We start from the raw sequence: 16,378 nt of genomic DNA on the forward strand, positions 1-16,378 counted from the left end.
CGATACTCCTCGGGTGAGCCCGCCCGGCGAGGTCGTCCGGTTCCGGCTGTCCTCCGCCCTGGTCGTGGAGGCCGCCGGACGCTCGCTCGCGGGCGGGGACCTGGGCAGCCGGAAGGCTCGCACGCTCCTCGCGGTCCTGGCGGCCTCGGGAGGCGCGGCGTCGACGGACCGCCTCGTGGAGGCGCTCTGGCCGGAGGCGGTGCCCGCCGACCCGGCGGCCAACGTGGCGACCCTGGTGAGCCGGGCGCGGCGCACGCTGGGGCCGGTGCTGGGACCCGACCTCCTGCTCGGCACGCCCGGCTCCTACCGCCTCGGCGGCACCTGGACGCTCGACCTGACCGAGGCCTCGCAGCTGGCCGCGGAGGCCGGCACCCGCCTCGGGAGCGGTGAGCACGCGCTCGCGGAGGCGTCCGCGGCCGCCGCCCTCGACCTGCTCGGTCCCGGCCCCGCCCTGGCGGACGAGGGCGAGGCCGACTGGGTCCTGCAGGTGCGGCGCGAGGCAGACGGCCTCCGCCGTGAGGCGCGCCACCACCGCGTGGTCGCGCTGCTGGCCCTCGACCCCGGACGGGCGGTGTCGATCGCCGCCGACGGCGTCGCGGCCGACCGTTTCGACGAGCGCGCGGCGCGCGACCACATGCAGGCCCTCGCCGCGGACGGCCGCGCCGCCGCAGCGCTGGTGGCGTACGACGCCCTCGTCGACGCACTGCGCGACGAGCTCGGCACGGACCCGTCCCGGGCGACGGCCGACCTCCACCTCGCCCTGCTCCGCGAGGTGGACCCGGTGCCGGAGGCCGCGGTGAGCGCGGCGCCCCGTGGGCCGGCCGACCCGCCGGCGCTCGTCGGTCGCGAGCCGGAGCTGGTGGTGCTGCGGGACGCCTGGCGCTCGGCGGTGGCCGGCGACGGGCGGGCCGGCGTCGTGCTGGTCGTCGGCGAGGGGGGCATCGGCAAGACCGGGCTGCTCGAGGCGGTGGCCGCGTCGTGCGCGGCCACCGGCGGCCAGGTCCTGCGCGGCCGCTGCCACCCGGCGGAGAGGTCGCTGTTCCTGCAGCCCTACGTCGACGCCCTCCGCCCGCTCCTGTCCGGGCTGCGGCCCGACGCGCTGCTGGCCGTCGTCCACGGTCACGAGGCAGCGTGGGTCGCGCTGCTGCCCGACCTCGCCCAGGTCGTCCGGGGGTCGCCCGCCCCGCCCCTCGACCACGACCTGCACCGCCGGGCGACGTACGACGCCGTGGTCGCCGCGCTGCGCCGGCTCTCCGGCACGCGACCCGTGGTGCTCGTGCTCGACGACCTGCAGGACGCAGGTGCCGCGACGGTCGACCTGCTCGGCCACCTGGCCGGCCGGCTCGGCGGCACGCGGGTGCTGCTCGTGGGCGCCGTCCGCAGCGAGGACCCGTCGGTGGCGGAGCGGCTCGGCGACCGGGTGAGCCTGCTCCGGCTCGGGCCGCTCCCGGCCGGCGCGGTCGAGGAGCTCGCGGTGGCCGCCGGCCTGCCCTCGGTCGGGGAGCAGGTCATGGCCCGCACCGCCGGCCACACGCTCAGCGTCGTCGAGAGCCTGCGCGCCCTCCGGGGCGGCGAGGTCGGTGTGCCTGCGTCGCTGGCCGCCGGCGTGCGTGCCCGCGTCGACCGGCTCGGACCGGGGGCGCGCGCGGTGGTCGAGGCCGGTGCCGTCCTCCGGCGGCGGCTCGACCCGCGCCTGCTCGGTGCCCTGACGGAGACGTCCGAGGTCGGCGCGACCCGGCATGGCGAGGAGCTCGTCCTCGCCGGGCTCTTCGCGCGCAGCGGAGCGGTCTACGAGTTCGCCAACGACCTGCTCCAGGAGTGCGTGTACGCCGGCCTGCCGGAGGCGGTGGCCGCTGCCTACCACCGCCGCGCCGCCGACCTCACCGCCGACCGGCCCGAGGTGATGGCCGGCCACGCCCACGCCGTCGGCGACGACACCCGCGCGGCGCGCGGCTGGCTCCTGGCCGGGGAGGCGGCCCTCCTCAGCGCCGCGGTCGAGGACGCCCGCGACCTCGTCGAGCGCTGCCTGGCGGTCCCGTCGATCGCCGCCGACACCCGCGCGCGGGCACTGCTGGTGCGCGCCCGGGTGCACGAGGCCCGCACGAGCTGGACGGCCGCCATCCAGGACGTGGACGCGGCCCTGGCCTGGGCGCGCGCCAGTGGCGAGCGACGTCTCGAGCTCGCTGCGCTGCGGGCGCGGGGCGGGGACGCGGCCATCGGTGCCCAGCTCGGGCCCGACGAGATCGGCGGCGCACTGGAGGACGGCCTGCAGCTCGCGGCCACACTCGGCGACCGGCGTGCCGAGGCCGACTTCGCGTGCCGCCTGTCCGTGCTCGAGGCCAGCCGCCTCCAGCTGAGCGAGGCGCGTGGCCGCGCCGAGCGGGCCATCGACCGCGCCCGGGCCGCGGGCTCGCACGAGGCGCTGCTGCTGGCGCTCGACGGGTCGAAGACGGTGGCGTGGTACCTCGGCGACGCACCACGACTCGCGTCCGCGATCGAGCAGATCCACCCGCTGCTGGCCGAGCACCCCGACCCGTGGCTGCACCAGTGGGTGGTGTTCGAGTCCGCCTTCGTCCCCGCCGCGCACGACGACTGGGCCGTCGCGCGCGAGCGGCTGGCGGAGGCACTCGAGCTGAACCGGCGCAGCGGGTTCCCGGCCTACGCGGGCTGGCTGACGTCCTACCAGGCGTGGCTGCTGCGGCTCGAGGGCGACCTCGACGAGGCACGGAGGCTGGGTCGGGCCGCGGTCGAGGCGACGTCGGCGGTGGACCACCCCTGGTGGCACTCGTGGGCGGCCGGGCTGCTCGCCGCCACCCTCGTCGAGACCGGCGACCACGACGAGGCCGTCGCCGTGGCGCGGGCCGGGCTCGCCGCGCGGAGCGGCACGGCCCGACCCGGGCGGCTGCTGTGCGCGGCGACCCTGGCGGCGATGACCGGTGAGAGCACCCGCGAGGCGACCGAGGCCCTCGACCGCGTCGACTGCCCGCCCGGTGCGGCCTGGGTGCTCGGTGCGGACGCGTACCTCCTGCTCGCGGGTGCCGCGCGGCGCCGGGGCGACGAGGAGGAGGCGGACCGGCTCGTGGCACCGCTGCGCGCGGCGACCTCGGAGCTGTGGCCGGCGGTGCGCGCGCGGGTCGAGGCTGCCTCGGGATCGCCGGGTCAGAGCACGTCGAGCACCATCCGGGCCGCGCGCTCCGCGCCGTCCGACGGCACCGGGAGGTAGTCGAGGCGCTGCCCGAGCGCGGCGACCAGCTCGTCGGCGAGCCGCTCGGGAGTCGTGTCGGCGTACGCCAGTGCCCGGCCCGCCCGGTGCCGCTCCAGCCGGTGGCGCACGTGCACCTGCTGCTCGAAGTGGTGCTCCAGCGGGACGTAGACGAACGGGCGCCCGGCCGCCGTCAGCTCCATCGTCGTGCTCAGCCCGCCCTGGACGAGGGCGACGTCGCACGCCGCGTGGTGGAGGTCGAGGTCCGGGAGGAAGCCGTGCACCTCCACGCCGTCCGGCAGGTCGAGCGAGCGCGGGTCGATCCGCGGGCCGGCGACCACGACCATCCGCAGGCCCGGCACCCGTGCCGCCGTCGGGGTGTGGGCCGCGACCGCGCGGCGCAGCAGGTGGTGGCCCACTCCCGAGCCACCGACGGAGACGAGGCACACCACGTCGTCCGGACCGTAGCCGAGCCGCTCGCGCAGCTCGTCGCGGCGGGCCGGGTCCGGGCGCCTGCCCATGACGTAGCCGGCGAAGTCGAAGTGCTGCTCCGTCCACGACCGCGCGGACGGGAGGCCGGGACCCAGGGACAGGTCGACCACGTCGGCCGGGTCGCCGACGAACACCGCACGGTCGCGCGCCCGGGTGAGTCCGCGACGTGCTCGACCATCTCCGCGTTGTAGTCGGCGGTGAGGAACGCCTCCCGCTCGCCCCCGTCGGACATCGGCACCCAGCCGACGAAGTCGGTCATCCACACGAAGGGCGCCCGCTTCAGCGACGGGTGCTCGTGGAGGAAGTGGTCGAGGTCCCACGCCTCGTCGCCCACCCAGAGGTCGAAGCGCTCGCGCTCGACGAGGTCGTCGAAGACCATGAAGTTGTTGACCAGCACCTCGTCCATCCGGCGCACGGCGTCGAAGGCGTGCAGGTCGTGCTCGCCGCACTCGGCCTCGAAGTGTCCGGACTCGCTGGCCAGCAGCCGCGACGCGGGATGCACGACCTCACCGCGGTGCTCGAGGAAGCCGGCGACCGGGGACTGGGTGAGCCACTGCACCTCGAGGTCCGGGTGCATCTCCCGCATCGCGTCGGCGATCGCGAGGTCGCGACGGACGTGGCCCAGCCCGATGGGGGAGGAGAGGTAGAGCAGTCGTGGGCGACGCCTGCCGTCGCGTCGCGGACGCGGCACGACGGGCACGCCGACGGCGCGGTCCACCAGCGACTTGATCGCACGGTTGACGAGCACCGGCTGCCGGGCCATCGGCAGGTGACCGGCTCTGTCGAGCACGAGGCGCTCGGCTCCGGTCCACGCCACGATGCTCTCGGCCCGTCCGGGTGGCTGGCACAGGTCCGCGGTCCCCGTCACGACGAGCACGGGCGCGGTGATGCCGCGGAGCAGGGCCTCGGCCTCCTCGGTGGTGTCGGGGAAGCGGGACGCCGCGTGCTCGGCCAGGATCACGTCGCCGGTGGTCTGGCGGGTGAAGCCGACGACGTCCTCGAGCTGCTTGGTCGAGTGCGGCTCGGGAAGCATCTGGCCGAAGAAGAACTCGGCGTAGTCCGGCCAGTGCTCGGGCAGGTAGTGCCGGTTGTTGCCCATCCACCCGGAGTAGTCGTCCAGCTCCTCCTCGAAGCGCAGGGCGGCCTCGAGCCGGACCGGGTAGGGCGAGGTGCTGTCCCGCGCCCACGGCGCCACGGCGGCCACGCCGAGCACCCGGTCGGGGTGCAGGGCCGCGGTGAGCAGCGCCTGCCACGCGCTGACGCAGATGCCGACGAGGACGGCCCGCTCCACGCCGAGGTGGTCCATCACCGACAGGGTGTGCTCGACCATCGCGAGGTCGGCGTACGCCTCCGGGTCGAGCGCGCGCCCCGACCGGCCGTTGCCGGGCGGGTCGACGGTGACGACCCGGAAGTGCTGGGCCAGGTAGGGGACCTGTCCCTTCCAGGCCCCGCTGTGGACGCACGTGTCGATGGGGACGAACAGGACCGTGGTCGCTGCCGTGTCGTTGAAGGACTCCCACGCCAAGCGCACGCCGTCTACGTCGACCTGACCCTCGCTGTCCGGCTCCCGTGCTCGCATGACCTCACCCTCGTCCCCGGAGGTTGCAGGGCGGTTGCAATCGCCGCGCAACCACCTCCGCGCATCGTCTCCGAGGTCAGCATCCACCCGGGATGCCTCGGAGAGGGAGACCCAGATGACCACCACCGAACAAACGCCCGCACCCGCGATCGACATGGACACGCTCATGGCGTTCGTCGGCACCTTCGTCGGCGACCTCGGCGCGACGATGGGCGCCGGCAACGTGCTGCTCGGCGAGCGCCTCGGCCTCTACCGCGCGCTCGCCCAGCAGCCGGGTGACGCCCGGTCGCTCGCGGAGGCGACCGGCACCGACCCGCGCTACGTCGAGGAGTGGCTGCGCGGGCAGGCCGCCGGCGGCTACGTCGAGCACGACGCCGCCACCGGGACCTATGCGATGACGCCCGAGAAGGCCTTCGCGCTGACCGACCCGTCCGGTCCGGTGTTCCTGCCGGGTGCGTTCGAGCTCGCACTGGGCGCGCTCAAGGCGCTGCCGGAGATCGAGCACGCGTTCCGCACCGGCGCCGGCTACGGCTGGCACGAGCACGACGAGGACGTCTTCACCGGCTGCGAGCGCTTCTTCCGCCCGGGATACCTCATGCACCTGCTGCCCGAGTGGATCCCCGCGCTCGACGGGGTCGCCGCCCGGCTCGAGCGTGGCGCGCGCGTCGCCGACCTCGGCTGCGGTCACGGCGCCTCGACAGTGCTGATGGCCGAGGCCTTCCCGCACAGCACGTTCGTGGGGTCCGACTACCACCGGGGCTCGATCGAGTCGGCGCGGCAGCGGGCGGAGGACGCGGGCGTCGCGGCTCGGGTGCGCTTCGACGTCGCCGGCGCGCAGGAGCTCGCCGAGCACGACCTGGACCTGGTCACGACCTTCGACTGCCTGCACGACATGGGCGACCCGCTCGGCGCGGCCCGGCACGTGCGTGGCTCGCTCGCGCCCGACGGCACCTGGATGATCGTGGAGCCGGCCGCCGGCGACTCGGTGGCGGACAACCTCAACCCGGTCGGGCGGGTCTTCTACGGGTTCTCCACCTTCCTGTGCGTGCCCAACGCGGTCTCGCAGCCCGGCGGCTACGCGCTGGGTGCGCAGGCCGGTGAGGCCGCGATCCGGCAGGTCGTCACCGACGCCGGGTTCACCCGCTTCCGCAAGGTCGCCCAGACGCCGTTCAACCACGTCTACGAGGCGCGCCCCTGACGGGTGGGAGACTCCGCGCATGACGTACGTCGGCGCGGTGCGGGCGGTCCTGGCAGGCGCCGGGGACCCGGCCACGGCCGCCCGGCAGCAGGCCTACATGAAGTCGTCACTGCCCTACGCCGGCCTCTCCGCACCCGAGCTCAGGGCACTCCTCCGGCCGATCCTGGCCGAGCACCGGTTCATCGACCGCGCCCAGTGGGAGGACGCGGTCGTCGAGCTCTGGGACGACGTGACGCACCGCGAGGAGTGGTACGCCGCGATCGCGCTGCTGCGCCACCGGTCGTACCACTACTGGCTGGACCCCGACCTGCTGCCACTGCTCGAGCACCTGGTGCGGACGGGGGCCTGGTGGGACGTGGTCGACGAGGTCGCCAGCCACCTCGTCGGGCAGGTGCTCCTGGACCACCGCCCGGTCGTGACACCGGTGATGGACGGGTGGGCCGACGACGCGGAGTCGATGTGGGTCCGGCGCACGGCGATGATCGCGCAGCTGCGGCACGGCGAGGAGACCGACACCGACCTGCTCGAGCGGGTGCTCGTGGCCAACCTCGACGACACGGCGATTCGGCACGGAGTTCTTCGTCCGCAAGGCGCTCGGCTGGGCGCTGCGGCAGCACGCGCGCGCGGACGCGGCGTGGGTCCGGACCTTCGTCGAGACCCACGCCGACCGGCTGAGCGGCCTCTCTCGCAGGGAGGCGCTCAAGCACCTCTGATCAGACCGGGACGAGCTCCACCGCGCCGACGGCGTAGCGAGCCAGGATCGCCCGGGCGACCGCGGGGTGGGCACCCAGCGGGTCGGAGACCGCGACGGCGCCGGCCTCGATCGCGAGCTCGCCAGCCCGGTCGGGCAGCCGGCCCGGCGCGAGGAAGAACGACGCGACGGCGACGTGGCGCTTGCCCTCGGCGCGGAACGCGCGCACGGCCTCACCGGTGGCCGGGGGAGCGGCCGAGGCGAACGCGGCGGTCACGGGCAGCTTGTGGCGGGTGCCCCAGGTGCGGGCGATGCGCGCGACCGACTGGTTGGCCAGCGGGTCCGAGGAGCCGGCGGCCGCCAGGACGAGCGCGTCGAGCTCACGGACGCGGGCCTCCTTGAGCGCGTCGCGCAGGCGGACGTCGAGCACCTCGAGGAACGCCGCCTCCATGCCGAGGATCCGGCTGGCCTGGATCCGCACGCCCTCGTGGCGGGCCATGGCGGAGGCGATCGCCTCGGGGACGTCGACCTTGGCGTGGTAGGCCTCGGTGAGCAGGAGGGGCACGACGACGATCTCGTCGAAGCCGGCCTTCACCAGCCGGTCGACGACCGTGTCGAACGTCGGCTTGGAGAGGTCGAGGAACGCCGTCTCGACGCGGAGGTCGGGGCGCATGCCCTTCACCTCGGCGACGAGCGACTTGATCGTCGCGGCGGAACGCGGGTCCCGGCTTCCGTGGGCCAGGGCAACCAGAGCAGGAGCAGCCATCAGGGGTGCCTCCGATCATGTGTCGTGCGGTGGTGCTGGGTGGGGGGTGCGACGACGGTGTCGCGTGTTCCGAGAAGCTCGTGGAGTGTCATGCGTGGATGCCGCACTCGGTCTTGGTGGTGCCGGCCCATCGCCCGCTGCGCGGGTCGTCGCCCGGGGCGACGCGGCGCGTGCACGGCCAGCAGCCGATGCTGGGATAGCCGTCGTGGACGAGCGGGTTCACCAGGACGCCGTTCTCGACGATGTAGGTGTCGATCTGCTCGTCGCTCCAGCGGGCCAGCGGGGAGACCTTGACCTTGCCCTTGCGGGCGTCCCAGCCGATGACCGGCGCGATCACCCGGTTGTGGGTCTCGGCGCGGCGCAGGCCGGTGGCCCAGGCGTCGTACTGGCTGAGCGTGTCGTTGAGCGGCTTCACCTTGCGGAGCGCGCAGCACAGGTCGGGATCGGTCTTGTAGAGGTCCTTGCCGTACTGCTCGTCCTGCTCGGCGACCGTCAGCGAGGTGCTGACGGTGCGCAGGTTGACCGGCAGCGTCGCCTCGACGGCGTCGCGCGTGCCGATGGTCTCGATGAAGTGGTAGCCGGTGTCGAGGAAGATCACGTCGATCCCCGGCGCGACCGTGGAGGCCAGGTGGGCCAGGACCGCGTCGCCCATCGACGAGGTGATCGCGAACCGCTCGCCGAACGTGGCGACGGCCCACTCGATGATCACCTCGGCCGGGGCGAGCTCGAGCTCGGCGCCGACGTGGGAGACCAGCTCGCGCAGCTCCTCCGGCGTACGACCGGCGGTGTGCGTGCCCTTGAAGTCGCGGGCGGCCTGCGTGGAGAGACTCATGCGGTGGGCCCTCCTGGGTGGGGGATCATCCCGGTCATCTGGACGGTGAAGCTGCGCAGGCACGAGCGGCACTCCCACGCGCCCGAACCCTCGCGGGGGAACAGGTTCTCGTCCCCGCAGTAGGGGCAGTGGAAGGGCTGCGCGCGCTCGCTCATGCGAGAGCCGGCTCGGGCTCGCCGCGGAGGAGCTTCTCGTCGGCCCGCGCGACCCAGGGAGCGAAGCGCTCGCCGGGCTCGCGGTCGTCGAGGTAGGCCTGGACCACGGAGGTGACGTAGTCGTCGAGGCCGGCGCTGGTGACCTTGTGGGCGCGCAGCTTGCGGCCGAAGTTGGCGCCGAGCGCGAGGCCGCCGCCGAGGTGCACCTGGAAGCCCTCGACCTGCCGGCCGTCGGCGTCCATGACGAGCTGGCCCTTGAGGCCGATGTCGGCGACCTGGGTGCGTGCGCAGGCGTTGGGGCAGCCGTTGACGTTCACCGAGATGTCGGTGTCGAGCTCGGGGAAGCGCTTCTCCAGCTCCGAGACCAGCGAGCGCGCGCGCTCCTTGGTGTCGACGATGGCCAGCTTGCAGAACTCGATGCCGGTGCAGGCCATGGTCGAGCGGCGCCAGTTGCTCGGCCGCGCGGTGAGCCCGATCGTCTCGAGGTCGTCGGCGAAGGCCTCGGCCTCGCCGGCCGGCACGCCGATGACGACCAGCTTCTGGTACGCCGTCAGGCGGGCGCCCGCGGCGCCGTACTTCTCGACGAGGTCGGCGAGGCCCGACAGCGTGGTGCCGTCGATGCGGCCCACGACCGGGGCGGCGCCGACGTAGGCGTTGCCGTCCTTCTGCTCGTGGATGCCGATGTGGTCACCGGGGCGCACGGGCGACTCGGGGGACGGGTTGTCGACCAGTGCGCGGTGGAGGTACTCGTTCTCCAGGACCTCGCGGAACTTCTCCTTGCCCCAGTCGGCGAGCAGGAACTTCAGGCGGGCCTTGGAGCGCAGGCGGCGGTAGCCGTAGTCGCGGAAGACGCCGGCCACGCCCTCCCAGGCGTCGGCGACCTCGTCGAGCGGGATCCACACACCGAGCTTGTGGGCGAGCATCGGGTTGGTGGAGAGCCCACCGCCGACCCAGAGGTCGAAGCCCGGACCGTGCTCGGGGTGGACGGTGCCGACGAAGGCGACGTCGTTGACCTCGGGGGCCACGTCGTGGCTCGGGTGACCGGTGAGCGCAGTCTTGAACTTGCGCGGCAGGTTGGAGAAGTCGGGGTTGCCGAGGATGCGGCGCTTGATCTCCGCGAGCGCCTCGGAGCCGTCGATGATCTCGTCCTTGGCGATGCCGGCGACGGGCGAGCCGAGGAAGGGGCGCGGGCTGTCGCCGCACGCCTCGAGCGTGGTGAGGCCGACCGCCTCGAGCCGCTCCCAGATCGCCGGGACGCTCTCGATCTCGATCCAGTGGTACTGGATGTTGTTGCGGTCGGTGATGTCGGCGGTGTTGCGGGCGTACGCCGACGACACCTCGCCCAGCGCACGCAGGGCCGGGCCGTCGAGGATCGCGCCGTCTGTGCGCACGCGCATCATGAAGAAGCGGTCGTCGAGCTCCTCCTCCTCGAGCTGGGCGGTCTTGCCGCCGTCGAACCCGGGCGCGCGCTGGGTGTAGAGACCCATCCAGCGGAAGCGGCCACGCAGGTCGGCGGGGTCGATCGAGTCGAAGCCGCGGCGCGAGTAGGTGTAGAGGATGCGGTCCCGCACGTTGAGCGGGTCGTCGTCCTTCTTGGACTGCTCGTTCTTGTTGAGCGGCTCGGTGTAGCCGAGGGCCCACTGACCCTCCGCGCGCTTGGGGCGCGGGATCTCGGTGTTCTGGGCAGCCTGGGGCTTGAACCGGAGGTCGGGCATGTCAGGAGAGTCCTGTTCGCTGAGTGGTGCCGCGCGCGACGTTGAGCGCGGGAGTGGGGGGTGAGGGGCGGCGTCAGCGATGCCAACAGGTCGCGCTGCCCACGCGCATGAGGTCGACGTGACGTCGAACCACAAGGTGTGCGTGGGTGGAAGCGTTGACCATGTCAAGAAGTCTCAGGGGTTGGACACCCGTTCCACAAGCCGAAATCTTGTTATCTGAGACGGCGCGCCAGAATGTGAGACGGCAAGGATCGGCGACGCGGGACGGAGGGGTCGGGTGCGGTCCAGGTCACACTCCCGGCGATGCGTCCACGATCGCGTGCCGCCGTTCCCGAGACCGCCCCGCGGCCCTAGTCTGTGCCGCATGACGGACTCCCTCATCAGCAGCGCGTACTCCCAGGCCCTCGAGGTCATCGCCTCCGTGGAGCCCCGGATCGCAGATGCGACCCGGCAGGAGCTCGCGGACCAGCGGGCGTCGCTCAAGCTGATCGCGTCGGAGAACTACGCCTCGCCGGCCGTGCTGATGACCATGGGCACCTGGTTCAGCGACAAGTACGCCGAGGGCACGATCGGCCACCGCTTCTACGCCGGCTGCCAGAACGTCGACACCGTCGAGTCGATCGCCGCCGAGCACGCGCGCGAGCTGTTCGGCGCTGAGTACGCCTACGTGCAGCCGCACTCGGGCATCGACGCCAACCTGGTGGCGTACTGGTCGATCCTGGCGCACCGCGTCGAGGGCCCGTGGCTCAGCGACGCGGGCGTGAAGAACATGAACGACCTGTCCGAGGCCGACTGGGAGAAGCTGCGCGCCTCCCTCGGCAACCAGCGCCTGCTCGGCATGAGCCTCGACGCCGGTGGCCACCTCACCCACGGCTTCCGGCCGAACATCTCCGGCAAGATGTTCCACCAGAACCAGTACGGCACCGACCCCGAGACCGGTCTCCTCGACTACGACGCGCTGCGCGCGAAGGCCAAGGAGTTCAAGCCGCTCATCCTGGTCGCGGGCTACTCGGCCTACCCGCGCCGGGTCAACTTCGCCACGATGCGTGAGATCGCCGACGAGGTCGGCGCGACGCTCATGGTCGACATGGCGCACTTCGCCGGCCTCGTGGCGGGCAAGGTGTTCACCGGCGAGGAGAACCCGGTCCCCTACGCCCACGTCGTGACCAGCACGTCGCACAAGTCGCTCCGCGGCCCCCGCGGCGGCTTCATCCTCGCCACCGAGGAGTACGCCCCCAGCGTCGACCGCGGCTGCCCGATGGTCCTCGGCGGCCCGCTCAGCCACGTGATGGCCGCCAAGGCCGTCGCATTCGCCGAGGCCCGCACGCCGGAGTTCCAGGGCTACGCCCAGCGCGTCGCCGACAACGCGAAGTCGCTCGCCGAGGGCTTCCTGACCCGCGGCGCGAAGCTCGTCACCGGCGGCACTGACAACCACATCGTGCTGCTCGACGTGTCGTCCTTCGGCCTCACCGGCCGCCAGGCCGAGTCGGCGCTGCTCGACGCGGGCGTCGTCACGAACCGCAACTCGGTCCCCTCCGACCCCAACGGCGCCTGGTACACCTCCGGCATCCGGTTCGGCACTCCGGCGCTCACCTCGCGCGGCTTCGGCCACGACGAGTTCGACACGGTGGCCGAGCTCGTGGTCGACGTGCTGACCAACACCGAGGCCGGCACCAACAAGGCCGGCGCGCCCAGCAAGGCGACCTACGTCCTGAACGACGGCGTCGCCGACCGCGTCACGAAGCAGTCGGCCGAGATGCTCGACGCCCACCCGCTCTACCCGGGTCTCGTCCTCAGCTGACGGGGTCGGGGCTCTCCCACACGTAGCCGACCTCGGGGCGTCCGGTGCCGCCGTAGCGCGGCTGCCGGGCGACCCGGCCCTCGTCGGCGAGGTGCTCGAGGTAGCGCCGCGCGGTGACCCGCGAGACGCCGATGGCCGCTCCGGCCTCGGTGGCGGAGAGGCCCTCGGGGCTGCTGCGCAGCGCGTCGACGACGGACCGCAGCGAGTCCAGGCTCATCCCCTTGGGCAGCGCGTCGCCCGTGGGCCGGCTGCGCAGCGCGCCGAAGAGCTGGTCGACGTCGTCCTGCACCACGCCGGCGGGTGAGCTCTCCAGCCGCGTGCGGAAGTCGGCGTACTGCTCGAGCTTGCCCCGGAAGGCCGCGAACGTGAACGGCTTCAGGAGGTAGAGCACCACGCCCTGCGAGACCGCGCGACGCACGACCTCGGTGTCGCGGGCCGACGTCACCGCGATCACGTCGACGGGGCGCCCCTCGGCGCGCACGCGCTGGAGCAGGCCGAGGCCGTGGCCGTCGGGCAGGTGCATGTCGAGCAGCAGGAGCTCGATGGTGTCGTCGCGGCGCAGCAGCCGGAACGCCTCGCCGGCGGAGCGGGCGACGCCGGCCAGCTCGAAGCCGGGGACGCGGCCCACGTAGGTCGCGTGCGCCTCGGCGGCGACCTCCTCGTCCTCGACCACCAGGACCCGTACGTCGCTCACGCCGGCACCTCCCGGTCGACGGCGACGTCGAGCACGAAGCGGGCACCGCCGAGGTCCGAGTCGGTGACCTCGAGCGTGCCGCCGTGGCCCGAGACGACCTGCGTGACGATCGCGAGCCCCAGGCCGCGTCCCTCGTCGGCCTTGCTCGACCAGCCGCGGTCGAGGACGTGGCCGCGGTCCTCTGCGGGGATCCCCGGACCGGAGTCGTCGACCTCGATGCGCAGGTGGTCGTGGTCGCCGTGGAGCACGACCCGGACGCGCTGGGGCCGCGTCGCACGGGTGCCGGCGACGGCGTCGAAGGCGTTGTCGACGAGGTTGCCGACGATGGTCACGAGGTCGCGGGAGTCGACGGGCAGGTCGGCCGGCAGGTCGCCCTCGAGGTCGAGCGCGATGCCGCGCTCCGCGGCCTGCGCGGTCTTGCCGAGCAGCAGTGCGGCGAGCACCGGCTCCTCGACAGCGGCGACGAGCTCGTCGGCGAAGCCCTGGGCGACGTGCAGCTCGGACGTGGCGAACTCGACGGCCTGCTCGGGCCGGCCCATCTCGACGAGCGACACGATCGTGTGGAGGCGGTTGGCGGCCTCGTGGCTCTGCGCGCGCAGCGACTCGGTGAGCCCGCGGACGAGGTCGAGCTCGCCGGTCACGGCCTGGAGCTCGGTGCGGTCGCGGACGGTGACGACGGCGCCGACCTCGGCCTGTCGCCAGTACGCCGGTGAGGTGCTGAAGACGAGGACCTGCTGGCCCATGACGTAGGTCTGGTCGGCGGCCGCCGAGCGTCGCTCGACCGCGGCGACCAGGCCGGGCGGGAGACCGAGCTCGGCCAGGGACCTGCCCTCGACGGGTGTCGGCAGCGCGAGCAGGCGGACGGCCTCGTCGTTGACCAGCTGTACCCGCAGGTCGGAGTCGACGAGCAGCAGCCCCTCGCGGACGGCGCCGAGGACGGCGCGGTAGTACTCGTACATCCGGGTGATCTCGCGCTCGCCCATCCCGTGGGTCTGGCGACGGAGCCGACGGGCGATCAGCCAGGCACCCGTCAGCCCGGCGAGGAGCGTGGCGAGGGCGGCGAGGGCGATGCCGGGGAGGTCCTCGCGGAGGCGCTCGTCGATGCGGTCGACGGTGATGCCGACGGCGACCAGCGCGACCACCCGGCCGCCGACCACGACCGGCACGACCGCGCGGACCGACGGCCCGAGCGTGCCGGCGTACTCCTCGGTGAAGACCCGTCCGTCGAGCGCGTCACCGATACCGCCGACGAAGCGGCCGCCGATCTGCGAGGTGTCGGGGTGGGTCCAGCGGATCCGGTCGCGGTCCATGATCACGACGAAGTCGGTGTCGGTGTCGACGCGGACCTCCTCCGCGAACGGCTGCAGCGCCGCCGTCGGGTCCGCGGACTGCACCTCCTCGCGGACGAAGGGGGAGTCGGCCACCGAGCGCGCGACGGCGCTGGCCTGGTCACGGGCGGCGGAGCGGAGGTCGCGGCGCGAGTCCCAGGCCGCGAGGGCCACCGCGACCACCACCAGGACGAGCACGACACCGACCTGCAGGAGCAGGATCTGGCGGGCGACCGGGCTCTCGCCGTCGGTGCGTCGCCTCATGGGGCGCATTGTGCCGCACCGTCGGACCCCGTGTGACGGACGCCTGTGACGGCGAACACAACGCACACAACGGTGACTGGCGTCACAGGAGCCGACAGTCTGGCGGACGGGCCGGCGATCGCTGGCACCCGGAGCCCAGCCCCGAGCCCCAGGAGGACAGCATGAGCACCACCCCCGACGTCGTACCGGACGGAGACGCGCCGAAGGTCAGGCGCGACCGCACCCACTACCTCTACATCGCGGTGATCGCCGCGGTGGTGCTCGGAGCCATCGTCGGCCTGGTCGTCCCGGACTTCGCGGTCGGGCTCAAGTGGATCGGCACCACGTTCGTGGCGCTGATCAAGATGATGATCCAGCCGGTCATCTTCTGCACCCTGGTCCTGGGGGTCGGCTCGGTCCGCAGCGCGGCGAGCGTCGGCAAGGTCGGCGGGCTCGCACTGGCGTACTTCCTGACGATGTCGACCGTCGCCCTCGCGATCGGCATGGTCGTCGGCAACCTGCTCGACCCGGGCAAGGGCCTCCACCTCTCCGAGGAGACCGCCGGTATCGGCCAGGAGCAGGCCGCGGAGGGCCACGGCTCGACGACCGAGTTCATCACCGGCATCGTCCCGGACTCGCTCCTGTCGTCCCTCACCTCCGGCGAGGTGCTCCAGACGCTGCTCGTCGCGCTGCTCGTCGGCTTCGCGCTGCAGGCGATGGGCCGCTCGGGCGAGCCGATCCTGACCGGCATCGGGCACATCCAGCGCCTCGTCTTCCGGGTCCTCGCGATGATCATGTGGGCCGCCCCGGTCGGCGCCTTCGCCGCCATCGCCGCCGTCGTCGGCGAGACCGGCGTCGACGCCCTCAAGAGCCTCTTCACGATCATGGTCGCCTTCTACATCACCTGCTTCGTGTTCGTCTTCGGCATCCTGGGCGCGATCCTCAAGCTGGCCACGGGCGTGAACATCCTCAGCCTGCTGAAGTACCTCGGCCGCGAGTTCCTCCTGATCGTGTCGACGTCGTCGTCGGAGTCGGCCCTGCCGCGCCTGATCGCCAAGATGAACCACGCGGGAGTCGACAAGACCACGGTCGGCGTCGTCGTCCCGACGGGTTACTCCTTCAACCTCGACGGCACCGCGATCTACCTGACGATGGCGTCGATCTTCATCGCCGACGCCCTCGACAAGCCGCTGTCGATCGGCGAGCAGGTCTCGCTCCTGCTCTTCATGGTGATCGCCTCGAAGGGTGCCGCCGGTGTGACCGGCGCCGGCCTGGCCACCCTCGCCGGCGGCCTGTCCTCCCACCGTCCCGAGCTCCTCGACGGCGTCGGCCTCATCGTCGGCATCGACCGCTTCATGTCCGAGGCCCGCGCGGTCACCAACTTCGCCGGCAACTCGGTCGCCACGATCCTCGTCGGCCACTGGACCGGCACCATGGACCGCGAGAAGCTCGACCGGGTGCTCGCCGGGGACGACCCGTTCGACGAGTCGACGATGGTCGACGACGACCACGGTGCCCCGCCCGCCCAGCGCGAGGCCGCCTCGGCCCACTGACCCGACCACCAGCAGCGCCCCCGGGACCCGTTCCCGGGGGCGCCGTTGCGTGGTCGCCAGGGTTACCGAACAGTCGGGGGCTCCGGGAGCCCTGGGAACCCCTCCACTGTTCGGTAGCGCGGGTGACGG

13 protein-coding genes and 1 pseudogene are annotated in these 16,378 nt (G+C 73.2%); 6 read left to right on the forward strand and 8 right to left on the reverse strand.

Annotated elements, in window-relative coordinates; genetic code table 11:
• Positions 1–13: 13 nt before the first annotated feature.
• The gene (locus tag BLV76_RS16990; RefSeq protein WP_090970519.1) at positions 14–3,223 is read left to right on the forward strand and encodes an ATP-binding protein; all 3,210 of its coding nucleotides are present in this window, start codon (positions 14–16) and stop codon (positions 3,221–3,223) included.
• Here BLV76_RS16990 and BLV76_RS23185 read toward each other — a convergent pair.
• Both BLV76_RS23185 and BLV76_RS16995 read right to left on the reverse strand, forming a co-directional pair.
• A complete protein-coding gene (locus BLV76_RS23185) occupies positions 3,160–3,486 on the reverse strand; it encodes a glycosyltransferase (RefSeq protein ID WP_245734718.1) in 327 nt (108 codons plus the stop codon). The two genes, BLV76_RS16990 and BLV76_RS23185, sit on opposite strands and share 64 nt — an antisense overlap.
• Positions 3,414–5,273: an alpha/beta hydrolase gene (locus BLV76_RS16995; protein WP_245734719.1), complete on the reverse strand. Its 1,860-nt coding sequence runs from the start codon at positions 5,271–5,273 to the stop codon at positions 3,414–3,416. Before BLV76_RS16995 ends, BLV76_RS23185 begins: the two co-directional genes overlap by 73 nt.
• Positions 5,274–5,388: 115 nt before the next feature.
• Here BLV76_RS16995 and BLV76_RS17000 point away from each other — a divergent pair, with 115 nt between their 5' ends.
• From BLV76_RS17000 to BLV76_RS23470, 3 genes and pseudogenes are all read left to right on the forward strand, one after another.
• Positions 5,389–6,471 (forward strand): class I SAM-dependent methyltransferase, encoded by a 1,083-nt coding sequence (locus tag BLV76_RS17000; RefSeq protein WP_175539716.1) that lies wholly within the window; start codon positions 5,389–5,391, stop codon positions 6,469–6,471.
• 97 nt (positions 6,472–6,568) lie between these two features.
• A pseudogene (locus tag BLV76_RS23465) lies at positions 6,569–6,967 on the forward strand (DNA alkylation repair protein); the annotation flags it as partial.
• Positions 6,968–7,076: 109 nt separating this feature from the next.
• Complete coding sequence (locus BLV76_RS23470; RefSeq protein WP_217630500.1) at positions 7,077–7,184, forward strand: DNA alkylation repair protein; 108 nt, start codon at positions 7,077–7,079, stop codon at positions 7,182–7,184.
• Here BLV76_RS23470 and BLV76_RS17010 read toward each other — a convergent pair whose 3' ends face one another.
• From BLV76_RS17010 to BLV76_RS17025, 4 genes are all read right to left on the reverse strand, one after another.
• Positions 7,185–7,928, reverse strand: coding sequence for a sirohydrochlorin chelatase (locus BLV76_RS17010; protein ID WP_090970521.1), 744 nt, complete (start codon positions 7,926–7,928; stop codon positions 7,185–7,187).
• Between the two features lie 88 nt (positions 7,929–8,016).
• Entirely contained in the window at positions 8,017–8,760 is a 744-nt protein-coding gene (locus BLV76_RS17015) for a phosphoadenylyl-sulfate reductase (RefSeq protein WP_090970522.1), read from the reverse strand.
• The gene (locus tag BLV76_RS17020; protein ID WP_090970524.1) at positions 8,757–8,915 is read right to left on the reverse strand and encodes an eL43 family ribosomal protein; all 159 of its coding nucleotides are present in this window, start codon (positions 8,913–8,915) and stop codon (positions 8,757–8,759) included. Before BLV76_RS17020 ends, BLV76_RS17015 begins: the two co-directional genes overlap by 4 nt.
• Positions 8,912–10,630 (reverse strand): nitrite/sulfite reductase, encoded by a 1,719-nt coding sequence (locus tag BLV76_RS17025; protein ID WP_090970526.1) that lies wholly within the window; start codon positions 10,628–10,630, stop codon positions 8,912–8,914. The genes BLV76_RS17020 and BLV76_RS17025 overlap by 4 nt, the downstream gene beginning before the upstream one ends.
• 364 nt (positions 10,631–10,994) lie before the next feature.
• Here BLV76_RS17025 and BLV76_RS17030 point away from each other — a divergent pair, with 364 nt between their 5' ends.
• Entirely contained in the window at positions 10,995–12,431 is a 1,437-nt protein-coding gene (locus tag BLV76_RS17030) for a glycine hydroxymethyltransferase (RefSeq protein ID WP_090970528.1), read from the forward strand.
• On the opposite strand, the gene BLV76_RS17035 is transcribed toward BLV76_RS17030, so the two are convergent.
• On the reverse strand, positions 12,424–13,125 hold the full coding sequence (locus tag BLV76_RS17035) for a response regulator (RefSeq protein WP_090970530.1): 702 nt from the start codon (positions 13,123–13,125) through the stop codon (positions 12,424–12,426). The genes BLV76_RS17030 and BLV76_RS17035 overlap by 8 nt on opposite strands.
• Positions 13,122–14,717, reverse strand: coding sequence for a sensor histidine kinase (locus BLV76_RS17040; RefSeq protein ID WP_245734721.1), 1,596 nt, complete (start codon positions 14,715–14,717; stop codon positions 13,122–13,124). Before BLV76_RS17040 ends, BLV76_RS17035 begins: the two co-directional genes overlap by 4 nt.
• A 161-nt stretch (positions 14,718–14,878) precedes the next feature.
• On the opposite strand from BLV76_RS17040, the gene BLV76_RS17045 reads away from it, so the two are divergent.
• Positions 14,879–16,249, forward strand: a complete 1,371-nt coding sequence (locus tag BLV76_RS17045; protein ID WP_090970534.1) for a cation:dicarboxylate symporter family transporter — start codon at positions 14,879–14,881, stop codon at positions 16,247–16,249.
• The last annotated feature ends 129 nt before the right edge of the window (positions 16,250–16,378 follow it).

This window comes from Nocardioides exalbidus (genome assembly GCF_900105585.1).
GTDB lineage: Bacteria > Actinomycetota > Actinomycetes > Propionibacteriales > Nocardioidaceae > Nocardioides > Nocardioides exalbidus.